This is a genomic window from Pseudoduganella lutea, from assembly GCF_004209755.1.
Lineage (GTDB): Bacteria > Pseudomonadota > Gammaproteobacteria > Burkholderiales > Burkholderiaceae_D > Rugamonas > Rugamonas lutea.
In genome coordinates this window covers 1,909,877-1,922,186 of the sequence record NZ_CP035913.1, presented here as the reverse complement: position 1 = coordinate 1,922,186, position 12,310 = coordinate 1,909,877, and the positions used below count along the sequence as shown (strand labels likewise).

The 12,310-nt window shown below is 65.7% G+C and carries 8 protein-coding genes; 5 read left to right on the top strand and 3 right to left on the bottom strand.

Annotated elements, in window-relative coordinates:
- Window positions 1–52 precede the first annotated feature (52 nt).
- Window positions 53–1,411: an MFS transporter gene (locus EWM63_RS07980; RefSeq protein WP_130186049.1), complete on the top strand. Its 1,359-nt coding sequence runs from the start codon at window positions 53–55 to the stop codon at window positions 1,409–1,411.
- 20 nt (window positions 1,412–1,431) lie between these two features.
- On the opposite strand, the gene EWM63_RS07975 is transcribed toward EWM63_RS07980, so the two are convergent.
- The 3 genes from EWM63_RS07975 to pilB all read right to left on the bottom strand — a co-directional run bounded on the left by EWM63_RS07975 (window position 1,432) and on the right by pilB (window position 5,222).
- On the bottom strand, window positions 1,432–2,049 hold the full coding sequence (locus tag EWM63_RS07975) for a hypothetical protein (RefSeq protein ID WP_130186048.1): 618 nt from the start codon (window positions 2,047–2,049) through the stop codon (window positions 1,432–1,434).
- A 250-nt stretch (window positions 2,050–2,299) separates the two neighbouring features.
- Window positions 2,300–3,529, bottom strand: coding sequence for a type II secretion system F family protein (locus EWM63_RS07970; RefSeq protein ID WP_307720840.1), 1,230 nt, complete (start codon window positions 3,527–3,529; stop codon window positions 2,300–2,302).
- 10 nt (window positions 3,530–3,539) lie between these two features.
- Window positions 3,540–5,222, bottom strand: coding sequence for a type IV-A pilus assembly ATPase PilB (pilB, locus tag EWM63_RS07965; protein ID WP_229487800.1), 1,683 nt, complete (start codon window positions 5,220–5,222; stop codon window positions 3,540–3,542).
- A gap of 406 nt (window positions 5,223–5,628) precedes the next feature.
- On the opposite strand from pilB, the gene EWM63_RS07960 reads away from it, so the two are divergent.
- From EWM63_RS07960 to xdhC, 4 genes are all read left to right on the top strand, one after another.
- Complete coding sequence (locus EWM63_RS07960) at window positions 5,629–7,161, top strand: carboxylesterase/lipase family protein (protein ID WP_130186046.1); 1,533 nt, start codon at window positions 5,629–5,631, stop codon at window positions 7,159–7,161.
- 140 nt (window positions 7,162–7,301) lie between these two features.
- Window positions 7,302–8,765: a xanthine dehydrogenase small subunit gene (xdhA, locus tag EWM63_RS07955; RefSeq protein ID WP_130186045.1), complete on the top strand. Its 1,464-nt coding sequence runs from the start codon at window positions 7,302–7,304 to the stop codon at window positions 8,763–8,765.
- A gap of 9 nt (window positions 8,766–8,774) precedes the next feature.
- Window positions 8,775–11,120 carry a xanthine dehydrogenase molybdopterin binding subunit gene (xdhB, locus tag EWM63_RS07950; RefSeq protein WP_130186044.1) on the top strand — a complete coding sequence of 782 codons (2,346 nt, stop codon included), beginning with the start codon at window positions 8,775–8,777 and terminating at the stop codon, window positions 11,118–11,120.
- 185 nt (window positions 11,121–11,305) lie between these two features.
- The gene (gene xdhC, locus EWM63_RS07945) at window positions 11,306–12,310 is read left to right on the top strand and encodes a xanthine dehydrogenase accessory protein XdhC (protein ID WP_130186043.1); all 1,005 of its coding nucleotides are present in this window, start codon (window positions 11,306–11,308) and stop codon (window positions 12,308–12,310) included.

Sequence of the window (12,310 nt, the reverse complement as noted above, 5' to 3'; positions counted from 1 at the left end):
TACGACAAAACGTCCACGAGACAACCATAACGAGAACAACGGAGACACCGCGATGGCAACCCAACCCCACCTGTCGTTCCGGCAGATCGTCAACATGAACGTGGGCTTCTTCGGCATCCAGTTCAGCTTTGGCCTGCAGCAGAGCAGCATGAGCCCCATCTACAAGTACCTGGGCGCCGACGAAGCGACGCTGCCGCTGCTGTGGCTGGCCGGCCCCGTCACGGGCCTGCTGGTGCAGCCGCTGGTGGGCGCGATGAGCGACCGCACGGTCACGCGCTGGGGCCGCCGCACGCCGTATTTCCTCGTCGGCGCGATCCTGTGCAGCCTGGGGCTGCTGTTCATGCCGTTCAGCCCCACGCTGTGGATGGCCGCCAGCCTGTTGTGGATCCTCGATGCGGCCAACAACGTCACCATGGAACCCTACCGCGCCTTCGTCAGCGACCGGCTCGCCCCGCCGCAGCACTCGCTGGGCTTCCTCACGCAAAGCGCTTTCACAGGGCTGGGCCAGACGCTGGCCTACCTCACGCCATCGTTGCTGGTCTTCCTCGGCATGGACAAGGATGCGACCAACGCCAGCCATATCCCGCAGGTGGTGGTGGCCGCGTTCATGATCGGCGCGGTCATGTCGATCGCCAGCGTGCTGTGGTCGATCCGCACGACGCCGGAACTGCCGCCGGATGCGGCGCAGCTGGCGCACATGCGCGCCGCCGGCCGCCCCGGGGCGCGCGCGGTGCTGGCCGACATCTGGCAAGCCGTGCGGGAGATGCCGCCGACGATGCGCCAGCTGGCGTTCGTCAAGCTGTTCCAGTGGTACGCCATGTTCTGCTACTGGCAATACATCATGCTGGCGCTGGCGCAGTCGATCTACGGCACCACCGATCCGGCCAGCCAGGGCTTCCGCGATGCGGGCCTGCTCAACGGGCAGGTGGGCGCGTTCTACAACTTCATCGCCTTCCTGGCCGCGTTCGCGCTGGTGCCGTTCACGCGGCGCTTCGGCCCCAGGCGCATGCATGCGGCCTGCGTGGCCGTGGCCGGCGCCAGCATGCTGTGCATCCCGCTGATCCGCGAACCGGCACTGCTGTTCATTCCCATGGTCGGCATCGGGCTGGCATGGGCCAGCATGATGGGCAATCCCTACGTGATGCTGGCCGGCTGCATTCCGCCGGCGCGCACGGGCGTGTACATGGGCATCTTCAACATGTTCATCGTGATCCCGATGATCATCCAGATCTTCACGCTGCCGTTGTTCTACGAGGCCGGCCTCGGCGGGAATCCGGAAAACGTGATCCGGCTGGCCGGCGTGCTGATGTTGTGCGCCGCGCTGGCGGTGCTGCGGGTGAAACTGGCGCCGGCTGGTGGCACCGCTGACGGTGCCGCGCCGCTGCGGCCCGCCGTCAGGCATCCGCATTGAACCACGCGCCCGGACAGGATTCAGGCGATGCGCCTGCCACCGCCTTCTCGTGACAAAACCCTGTCGATGACATCGGCCCCCAGGCCCTCGCGACGCAGCATGCGTTCCGCCCGGTCGCGACCCAGTTCCTGCGAGACGGCGATCGCGGCCTGCACGACCGCGGCGCCGATCAGGTCCTGGCGGCGGCCTGCGCTGCAATAAAACAGGCTGATTCCGGTATCAGCGGGGATTTCCACCGCTGACGACGCTTCGGACCGCAGCGGTGGCGGGACGCGGCCCGGATGGCCATTGACGAGGCGTTCGATCACGATGTCGGGAATATTGGCCGCGCGCCAGTAGGCACGGGCGTCATCGATGCCCAGCATTTCCATGAAAATCATGCCGGTTTCGACCTGCCGGGAGACCAGCGCGTTTCTGCGCAACTCCTGCATCGTCTGCTTCCCCAGATGGCTCTCGTGCAACCCGGGGACGCAAGGCACATGGCAGCGGGACAGCACGACCGGCACGACCGCAGGGCTTGCGTTCAGCACTGTGCCGGCATGCTCAAGCACCGCCAAGTCGAGTGCGATGGCGGAGCCGGAAGCCGAAGGGGTCACGTGCCATTCCGTTGGCGGTGGTGCAAACAGGCTGGCTTGCATTCCTCAGGCCGACGCATGTGCGCTCGACGCCGGGAAGTACGATGCCTTCCCATCAGCACATCGGATGCCCATCGCCACCGTGGCGGGCGCGCTGGCCGGGAAGGACCCGGAAGCGGGAACAGGGAGGAAAAAGGCAGCAAACATGCTATTGACGTTTTGGCACTGTATGGATATACAGTATAGATGAACTTGTGCAGCATTGCCAGACCGTCATTCGTGCCGCCTTTCACTGCGGCACGCGTGTTCCTGCCTACACCACTGACCCCAGCTTGAAGATCGGCAAATACATGGCCACCACCAGCCCGCCGATCAGCACGCCGAGGATCACCATGATCACCGGCTCCATCAGCGAGGAGAGGGAAGCGACGGCCTCGTCGACTTCCTCTTCGAAGAAGTCGGCCACCTTGCTTAGCATGGCGTCGAGGGCGCCGGATTCCTCGCCGATCGCCACCATCTGCGTCACCATGTTCGGGAACACGTCCACGTTCTGCATCGCCACCGTCAGGCTCACGCCGGTGGAGACCTCTTTCTGGATGCCGCGTGTCGCTTCCAGGTAGACGGCATTGCCGGAGGCGCCGCCCACCGAATCGAGCGCTTCGACCAGCGGCACGCCGGCGGCGAACATCGTCGCCAGCGTGCGGGTCCACCGGGCGATGGTGGCTTTCCTGATCACGGCGCCGAAGATGGGCACGCGCAGCAGGAGCCTGTCCATGGCCGCCTGCATCGTGGGCGAGCGGCGCCACGCCTGGAAGAAGAAGTACACGGCGGAGAACAGGCCGCCAAAGATCAGGTACCACCAGTTCACGAAGAACTCGGACATCGCCATCACGAACAGCGTGGGGGCAGGCAGGTCGGCGCCGAAGCTGGTGAACACCTCCTTGAAGGCCGGTACCACCCAGATCATGATCACGGCCGTGACGATGAACGCCACGCCCAGGATCGCGATCGGATACGTGAGCGCCGACTTGATCTTGGCCTTCATCGCCAGCGTCTTTTCCTTGTAGATCGCCAGGCGCGTCAGCAGGTCTTCCAGGATGCCGGCCTGTTCCCCCGCGCCCACCAGATTGCAGAACAGCGGGTCGAAATACAGCGGGAACTTGCGGAACGCGCCGTTCAGGCTCGTGCCCGTTTCGATGTCGCCGCGCAGGTCCATCACCAGCTTCGACACGGAAGGGTTGGCGTGGCCCTTGCCGACGATGTCGAACGACTGCAGCAGCGGCACGCCGGCCTTCATCATCGTGGCCAGCTGGCGGGTGAACAGCGTGATGTCCTTGTCGGTCACCTTCTTGCCCGAGCGGTAGACCTTCTTCTTCACCTTGGTGACCATGATGCCCTGGCGCCGCAGCGTCACGTTGACCACGGCTTCGCCGCCCGCGCGCAGTTCGCCGCGCACGGTCTTGCCCGTCTTGTCCTTGCCTTCCCAGGCAAAGATCGATTCCTTGACGCCCGGATCCCGCGCGAGCTTTGACATGTATGCCATCTGTGTAGTCCTATTCGTTCGTGCAGCCCAGTACTTCTTCCAGGCTCGTCAGGCCCGCCTTCACTTTCACCAGGCCGGACTGGCGCAGCGATTTCACGCCTTCGGCCTGGGCCTGGGCGGCGATCTGCATCGCGTTGCCGTGCGCGAGGATCAGCGCCTCGATCGCCGGCGTGATCGGCATGATCTGGTAGATGCCCACGCGCCCTTTATAGCCGGAGCCGTTGCAGCGCTCGCAGCCCACCGGGCCGTAGGGCTTCCAGCTGCCATCGACTTCATCGGCACGGAAGCCGGCGCTCAGCAATTTGTCCGGCGCGATGTCGAGCGGCTGCTTGCAGGTGCACAGCCGGCGCGCCAGCCGTTGCGCCGTGATCAGGATGACGGACGAGGCGATGTTGAACGGCGCCACGCCCATGTTCATCAGGCGCGTCAGCGTCGACGGCGCATCGTTCGTGTGCAGGGTGGAAAACACCATGTGGCCCGTCTGCGCCGCCTTGATCGCGATGTCAGCCGTTTCCAGGTCGCGGATCTCGCCGACCATGATGATGTCGGGATCCTGGCGCAGGAACGACTTCAGCGCCACCGGGAACGTCAAGCCGGCCTTGTCGTTCACGTTCACCTGGTTCACGCCGGGCAGGTTGATCTCGGCCGGGTCTTCCGCCGTCGAGATATTGATGCCGGGCTTGTTCAGGATGTTCAGGCACGTGTACAGCGACACCGTCTTGCCGGAACCGGTCGGGCCGGTCACGAGCACCATGCCGTACGGGCGGGCGATCGCGTCCAGCAGCAGGGTCCGCTGTTCCGGCTCGTAGCCCAGCGCGTCGATGCCCATCTGCGCCTGCGTCGCATCGAGGATACGCATCACCGTCTTCTCGCCGAACAGCGTGGGCAGCGTGGAGATACGCAGATCCAGCGTCTTCGTCGGCGACACGATCAGGCGCATGCGGCCATCCTGCGGCACGCGCTTTTCCGAGATGTCGAGCCGCGCCAGCACCTTGATGCGCGACACGAGCTTGTCCTTGATCGCGATCGGCGGCTGCGCATGCTCGATCAGCACGCCATCGACGCGAAAGCGGATCCGGTAGAACTTCTCGAACGGCTCGAAGTGCAGGTCCGAGGCGCCCATGTTTACGGCATCCATCAGCATCTTGTTCAGGAAACGCACGATCGGCGCATCCTCGATATCCGTCGACGGCGCTTCCGGCGCCGCTTCCTGGTCCTCGGCAAAGACGATCTCGCTGTCCGCGCCGGCCAGTTCATCCATCAACTGCGCGCTGCTCTTGCTGAGCTCCTGCAGCAGCCGCAGCAGCGCGTCGTGCGGCACGATCACCGGTTCCACCGACGATTCGGTCTGGAACTTGATCTGGTCCAGCGCCTGCGTGTTCGTCGGGTCGGAAATCGCCACCGACATCTTGTTGCCCCGCTTGGCCAGCGCCACCACGCGCCCGCTCTGCATCAGCTTTGCATCGATGATCGTCGCGGGCAGGGCCGCCACGTTGATGGCGTGCAGGTCCAGCATCGGATAGGCGAATGTCTCGGAGCAAAACACGGCCAGGTCGCGCGCGCCGATGATGCCGCTGCCGAGCAGCACGTCGATGAACGGTTGCCGGTCGGCGCCCGCGCGCTTGTGCAGCGCGTCCGCCTGCGCGGCCGTCAGCCGGCCGGCCTGCAGCAGGGCCCGTGCCAGTCCCGGCATGGGAGCGCCTGACGCCATCGTGGGTTGGACTGCTGCCATAAATGAAAGACCAGTGAAAGACCAGCCTGAAAGACCAGGAAACGAAGGACGAAACTTCGGGCGGAGGGTCCGCAATTAAGCGATGATGCCTGTGGGCATCATTTTTGTAAAGCGCTCCGGCAGCGGCGCGAGGCTATTTGGCGACTGGCCCGGCCGTTCAGTATTTTCGGCCCGTCCAGCTGAAAGTTTAATCGCGGTCGCCGGTCGGTGGCGCGCAGCCCGTTCAAGGAATGCCCGTCGTCCCGCAGTGGATGGGATAGCGCTACCACCATTCAACGCCCTGCGCTATCATCGGGTGTTATCGGCAAGGCATCACGCGTTTCCGCGCCGGCCATCCCGACACCACAACCAGAACCGGAGACAACGAATGAAAACAGCATCCGCCGGCATCCTGCTGGCCACCGCCGCCTCGCTGGCGCAAGCCGCCGCGCCCGCCACCACCGTCAAGGTCGAAGGTGGCCGTATCGAAGGCCGCGTCGAGGAGGGCGTGCGCGCCTTCAAGGGCATCCCGTTCGCCGCGCCGCCGGTCGGCGCGCTGCGCTGGCAGGCGCCGCAACCGGTGCGGCCGTGGCAGGGCGTGCGTCAGGCCACGGCGTTCGGCAACCGCTGCATGCAGTTGCCGCTGTATGCCGACATGGTGTTCCGCTCGCCTGGCCAATCCGAGGATTGCCTGTACCTGAACGTGTGGGCACCGGCCAATCCGGGGGCGAAAAAGCTGCCGGTGCTTGTCTATATCTACGGCGGTGGCCTGGCGACCGGGGACGGTTCCGAACCCCGCTACGAAGGCGCGGCCATGGCGAGGCAGGGCATCGTGGCGTTGACGATCAACTATCGCCTCGGCATGTTCGGTTTCCTCGCCCACCCGGAACTGACGGCCGAAAGCAAATACAAAGCCTCCGGCAACTATGGGCTGATGGACCAGGCCGCAGCCCTCGCCTGGGTGAAGAAGAATATCGCCGCGTTCGGCGGCGACCCGGACCAGGTAACGATCGCCGGCGAATCGGCCGGCTCGTATTCGGTCAGTGCGCAGATGATCATGCCGATGTCGAAAGGCCTGTTTGCCCGGGCGATCGGCGAAAGCGGTTCCGTGCTGGGCAGCCGCGGCGCGCCGCCGCTGGCGGAAGCGGAAAAGCAGGGCGCGGCCTTCGCGCAGGGCGCCGGGTTCGCCACGCTGGCGGCACTGCGCGCGGCGCCGGCCGAGGCGCTGTTGCAGGCGCAGGGCAAGCCGGGTGCGCCGCGCTTCGGCATCGTCACCGACGGCCACGTGATCGACCGCGCGCCGCTGGACAGCTACACGCAGGGCCGCCAGGCGAAGGTGCCACTGCTGGCCGGCTGGAATTCCCAGGAACAACACGCCGGCGCCATCCTCGACAACCGGGAGCCCACGCCCGAGCGCTTCCAGGCCGCCTTGCAAAAATTCTATGGCGCCGATGCCGCGGAGGCTGCACGCGCGTACGATTACGACGTGGCCGAGGCCGCGCGCGACCTCGCCGGCGATCGCTGGCTCGTCTACGGCACGTGGAAGTGGATCGATTTGCATGCCCGTGCGGCACCAACGTGGCGCTATTACTACAGCCGGCCGCGCCCGGCCACGATCGATGGCCAGCCCGCCGCGACCGGCGCGGCCCACGCGGCCGAGATCGAATATGCAATGGCCAACCTGGACGGCAACAAGGTCTACGCGTGGACGGACGACGATCGCGCCGTCTCGCGAACGATGCACGCTTATTTCGTCAATTTCATCAAGTTCGGCGATCCCAACGGTACAAGCCTGCCATCGTGGCCCAAGATCACGCAGCCGGGGGCCAACGTCATGCGGCTGGACGTGCAGTCGGGCGCCTACGATCCCCGGGATCGTGCCCGCTTCGAGTTCCACGACCGGCAGGCGGCCCAGCAATAGAATGTTGTACGGCAATCATTGCAACAGATCCGGAAAGTTTTGACATGGGCTTTCGCTGATAAGGCTCATCAGCGATCTGGTATAGGTGTAGACACTTGGCCGGTGATAGTCTTACAGACTGATACAACCGCGAGGCCAACATGTCCGAACCGATCCGCTTTTACTTCCGGGGTGCCGTGCACGAAGTGCAAGGCGCCGATACCACGCAAACGGTGCTTCAGCACCTGCGCGAAGACTTGCATTGCACCGGCACCAAGGAAGGCTGTGCCGAAGGCGACTGCGGTGCCTGCACCGTCGTCGTCGGCTCCCTTGTCGATGGCAAGGTCGAGCTCAAGGCCGTCAACTCCTGCATCCAGCTGACCCCCACGCTGGACGGCAAGGCCCTGTTCACCGTCGAAGACCTGCAGCAGCCGAACGGCGACCTGCACCCGGTGCAGCAGGCGCTGGTGGAATGCCATGGCTCGCAATGCGGCTTCTGTACGCCGGGCTTCGCCATGTCGCTGTGGGGCATGTACCTGAAAGTGGAAGGCCGCACGCCCGAGCGGAAAGAGATCGACGATTGCCTGTCCGGCAACCTGTGCCGCTGCACCGGCTACCGCCCGATCATCGATGCCGCGCGCCGCATGACGGAACTGCCGTCGGTCGATTTCGACACGACGGAACTGGCCGTGCAATTGCAGGCCCTGAAGCGCGACAAGCTGGCCGTCTATGCCGCGAATGGCCAGACGTTCTACGCCCCGCGCACGCTGGAAGAACTGGCGCAGCTGCGCGCCGACTACCCGACCGCCACCCTGCTGGCCGGCTCCACCGACGTGGGCCTGTGGATCACCAAGCAGATGCGCGTGCTGACCGACATCATCTATCTCGGCCACGTCGAAGCACTGAAGAGCAGCGTGTCGCTGGACGGCCAGATGCTGGAAATCGGTGCCGGCGTGGCGCTGGACGAAGCCTATGGCGCCCTGTGCGAATACTACCCGGCCGAGCTCTCCGAGCTGCGCCAGCGCTTTGCCTCGCTGCCGATCCGCAATGCCGGCACGCTGGGCGGCAACGTGGCCAACGGCTCGCCGATCGGCGACTCGATGCCGTGGATGATCGCCGTGGGCAGCGAAGTGGTGCTGCACAGCGCCGCCGGTGACCGCGTGCTGCCGATGGACGCGTTCTACCTCGACTATATGAAGAAGGACATGCGGCCGGGCGAGTTCGTGCGCGCCGTGCGCGTGCCGCTGCCGCGCGCCAACGTGGTGTTCCGTACCTATAAACTGGCCAAGCGTTTCGACCAGGACATCTCGGCCGTGTGCGCCGCCTATGCCTTCGAGCTCGATGGCGACAAGGTCGTCGATGCCCGCATCTGCTACGGCGGCATGGCCGGCACCCCGAAACGCGCCGCGCAGGCTGAAGCCGTGCTGAACGGTCGCGTGTGGAGCGAGGAAGCGCTGGTCGAGGCGATCGCCGCGCTGGCGCAGGATTACGCGCCGCTGACCGACATGCGTGCCTCGAGCACCTACCGGATGCGCACCGCGCAGAACCTGCTGCGCCGCTTCTGGCTCGAAACCCGTATCGATGCGCCACTGGCGAACACCGACGTCAACGCCTTTGCCGCCTGAGGAGACATCATGAACCATCCCGCCATCCCCGAACTGAAGGCCGCTACCGACGCAGCGAACTGGTCCGGCGTGGGCCTGTCGCGCAAGCATGAATCGGCCGAGCTGCACGTGCTGGGCCAGGCCACCTACACGGACGACATCCCCGAGCTGCAAGGCACGCTGCACGCCGCGCTGGGCCTGTCCACCAAGGCGCACGCCAACATCACCGCCATGGACCTGGACCCGGTGAGGAACTCGCCGGGTGTCGTCGCCGTGTTTACCGCCACCGATATCCCCGGCGTCAACGACATGGGCCCGATCATCCATGACGATCCGATCCTGTCGCCCGGCCTCGTGCAATACGTGGGCCAGCCGATCTTCATCGTGGTCGCCGACACGCACACCAACGCGCGCCGCGCCGCGCGCAAGGCCGCGATCACGTATGACGAGCTGCCGGCCATCTTCACGCCGCAGGAGGCGAAAGCCGCCGGTTCCTTCGTGCTGCCGCCGATGAAGCTGGAACGCGGCGATCCGAAGGCCGCGTTCGAGCGCGCGCCGCGCAGGGTCAAGGGCGAGCTGTTCGTCGGCGGCCAGGAGCAGTTCTACCTGGAAGGCCAGATCTCGTACGCGATCCCGAAAGAAAACCGCGGCATGTTCGTGCAGTGCTCCACGCAGCACCCGAGCGAGATGCTGCACCTGGTCGCGCATGCGCTGGGCCTGAACTCGCACAACGTACAGGTCGAGTGCCGCCGCATGGGCGGCGGCTTCGGCGGCAAGGAATCGCAATCGGCGCTGTGGGCCATCTGCGCCTCGCTGGCCGCGTTCAAGCTGAAGGTGCCGGTGAAGCTGCGCGCCGACCGCGACGACGACATGATCGTCACCGGCAAGCGCCACTGTTTCTATTACGAGTATGAAGTGGGTTACGACGATGCGGGCCGCATCGTTGCCGCGAAAGTGGACATGACGTCCCGCGCCGGCTACTCGGCCGACCTGTCCGGCCCCGTGGCCACCCGCGCCGTCTGCCACTTCGACAACTGCTACTACCTGTCGGACGCGGATATCCGCGCTGCCGCCGGCAAGACGAACACGCAATCGAACACCGCGTTCCGCGGCTTCGGCGGCCCGCAGGGCGCGATCGCGATGGAATACATCATCGACGAGATCGCCCGCGAACTGGGCAAGGATGCGCTGGACATCCGCCGCCTGAATTTCTACGGCACCGAAGACCGCAACACCACGCCTTATGGCCAGCTCGTGGCAGGCAACGTGCTGCCGGCGCTGACCGCGCGGCTGGAAGAAACCAGCGAATACCGCGCCCGCCGCGAGGCCGTCGAGAAGTTCAACGCCACCAGCCCGGTGCTGAAGAAAGGCCTGGCGTTCACGCCGCTGAAGTTCGGCATCGCGTTCAATGTCACCCACCTGAACCAGGCCGGCGCGCTGGTGCACGTGTATGTCGACGGCTCCGTTCTCGTCAACCACGGCGGCACCGAGATGGGGCAGGGCGTCAACACCAAGGTGATGCAGGTGGTCGCCCATGAACTGGGCCTGGACCTGTGCCACGTTCGCATTACCGCCACCGATACCAGCAAGGTCGCCAACACGTCGGCCACCGCGGCCTCCACGGGCGCCGACCTGAACGGCAAGGCGGCGCAGGACGCGGCGCGCCAGATCAAGGAGCGCCTGGCGAAATTCGCGGTCGAGCAGCATGGCGGCGACGTGTCGGAAGTGACGTTCTCGAACGATCACGTGCACGTCAACGGCCAGTCGATCCGCTGGCACGTGCTGGTGGCCCAGGCCTACCTGAAGCGCGTGCAGCTGTGGTCCGACGGCTTCTATGCCACGCCGCACCTGTCGTGGGATCCGAAGTCGATGAACGGCAACCCGTTCTCGTACTTCGCCTACGGCGCGGCCGTGGCCGAGGTGATCGTCGACACGCTGACGGGCGAATGGCGCCTGCTGCGCGCCGATGCGCTGTACGACGCCGGCAAGTCGCTGAACCCTGCCATCGACATCGGCCAGGTTGAGGGCGCGTTCATCCAGGGCATGGGCTGGCTGACCACCGAGCAGCTGTGGTGGAACGCGAACGGCAAGCTGATGACGCATGCGCCGTCCACGTACAAGATCCCGGGCATTTCCGATTGCCCGGAAGACTTCCGCGTGAGCCTGTTCGAGCAGCCGAACGTGGCCGACAGCATCCACCGCTCGAAAGCCGTCGGCGAACCGCCGCTGCTGCTGCCGTTCTCGGTGTTCTTCGCGATCCGCGACGCCGTTTCCGCCGTGGGTAACCACAAGGTGAACCCGCCGCTGAACGCCCCGGCCACCAGCGAAGAGATCCTGCGCGCAGTCGACGCCGTGACCGCGAAAGTCGCAGCCTGAGGCTTCAGAGGGCCTGGTGTCGGACACTTTTACGAGCTTGCTCGTAAAGGTGTCGGACACCGGTTTTCCGACGAGGCACAGGCAAGCGCACGAGAACACCGGTGTCGGACACCTTTTCCGGAAAATCACCCGGAAAAAGTGTCCGACACCAGCGCCGGTAACAGTGCAAATGAGGTAGTTGAATCATGAACGAATGGCTGACGACAACCGCCCAGCCGGCGGTGCTGGTGACGGTGGCGCGGGTTGAGGGATCGGCGCCGCGCGAGCCGGGCGCGAAATTCCTCGTGACCGCGGACACGCTGCACGACACGATCGGCGGCGGCCACCTGGAATTGCGCGCGGTGGAAATCGCGCGCGAGATGCTGGCAACCGGCGGCACGCAAGTGCGCCATGAGCGCTTCGGCCTTGGCCCGAGCCTGGGCCAGTGCTGCGGCGGTGTCGTCTGGCTGGCGTTCGAACCCATCACGGGTTCGGTCGCCGAATCCCTCACTGTATTGCGTGGCAATCGGAACAGCGACTTCTGGCGCGTCGCGTCGATCGCCGGCCGGCCACGCAACGCGGTGTTCGATACGCACGGCACGCTGGTGGCCGGGGAGGCGGATGTACCGCGCCACTTCCCGCGCACCAGCAGCGCGATCGTGCTGCCGGACGGCTGGCTCGTGGACCCGATCCCCGCGCCGGCTTCGCACCTGGTGCTGTTCGGCGCCGGCCACGTGGGCGCCGCCATCGTGCGCGCACTGGCCCACCTGCCGTGCACCATCACGTGGGTGGACGAGCGCGACGATATGTTCCCCGCGCAAGTGCCGGCCAACGTGACCATCGAGGCGACCGACACGCCGGAAGCCGAAGTGGACGCGGCGCCGCCGGGCGCCAGCTACCTCGTGCTGACCCACAGCCACGCGCTGGACGAACGCCTGTCCGCGGCCATCCTGGCGCGCGACGATGTCGGCTGGTTCGGCCTGATCGGCTCGAAAACGAAACGGGTGCTGTTCGAGCGCCGGCTGCAGGCACGCGGATTGCCGCCGGACCGTATCGATGCCATGGTCTGCCCGATCGGCCTGCCCGGTATCACCGACAAGGCACCCGCCGCCATTGCCGTCTCCGTGGCGGCACAATTATTGATGACCTGGGAAGCGCAGGCGCACGCCGCCGCTGCGATGCCGCGCCAGCCCGCCCTGCAAGAAAGCTGA

What these genes read in the sequence shown, in the direction of transcription:
- EWM63_RS07980 (WP_130186049.1), top strand. Translation starts at nt 53, where the DNA reads ATGGCAACCCAACCCCACCTGTCGTTCCGGCAGATCGTCAACATGAAC.
- EWM63_RS07975 (WP_130186048.1), bottom strand. Translation starts at nt 2,049, where the DNA reads ATGCAAGCCAGCCTGTTTGCACCACCGCCAACGGAATGGCACGTGACC.
- EWM63_RS07970 (WP_307720840.1), bottom strand. Translation starts at nt 3,529, where the DNA reads ATGGCATACATGTCAAAGCTCGCGCGGGATCCGGGCGTCAAGGAATCG.
- pilB (WP_229487800.1), bottom strand. Translation starts at nt 5,222, where the DNA reads ATGCCGGGACTGGCACGGGCCCTGCTGCAGGCCGGCCGGCTGACGGCC.
- EWM63_RS07960 (WP_130186046.1), top strand. Translation starts at nt 5,629, where the DNA reads ATGAAAACAGCATCCGCCGGCATCCTGCTGGCCACCGCCGCCTCGCTG.
- xdhA (WP_130186045.1), top strand. Translation starts at nt 7,302, where the DNA reads ATGTCCGAACCGATCCGCTTTTACTTCCGGGGTGCCGTGCACGAAGTG.
- xdhB (WP_130186044.1), top strand. Translation starts at nt 8,775, where the DNA reads ATGAACCATCCCGCCATCCCCGAACTGAAGGCCGCTACCGACGCAGCG.
- xdhC (WP_130186043.1), top strand. Translation starts at nt 11,306, where the DNA reads ATGAACGAATGGCTGACGACAACCGCCCAGCCGGCGGTGCTGGTGACG.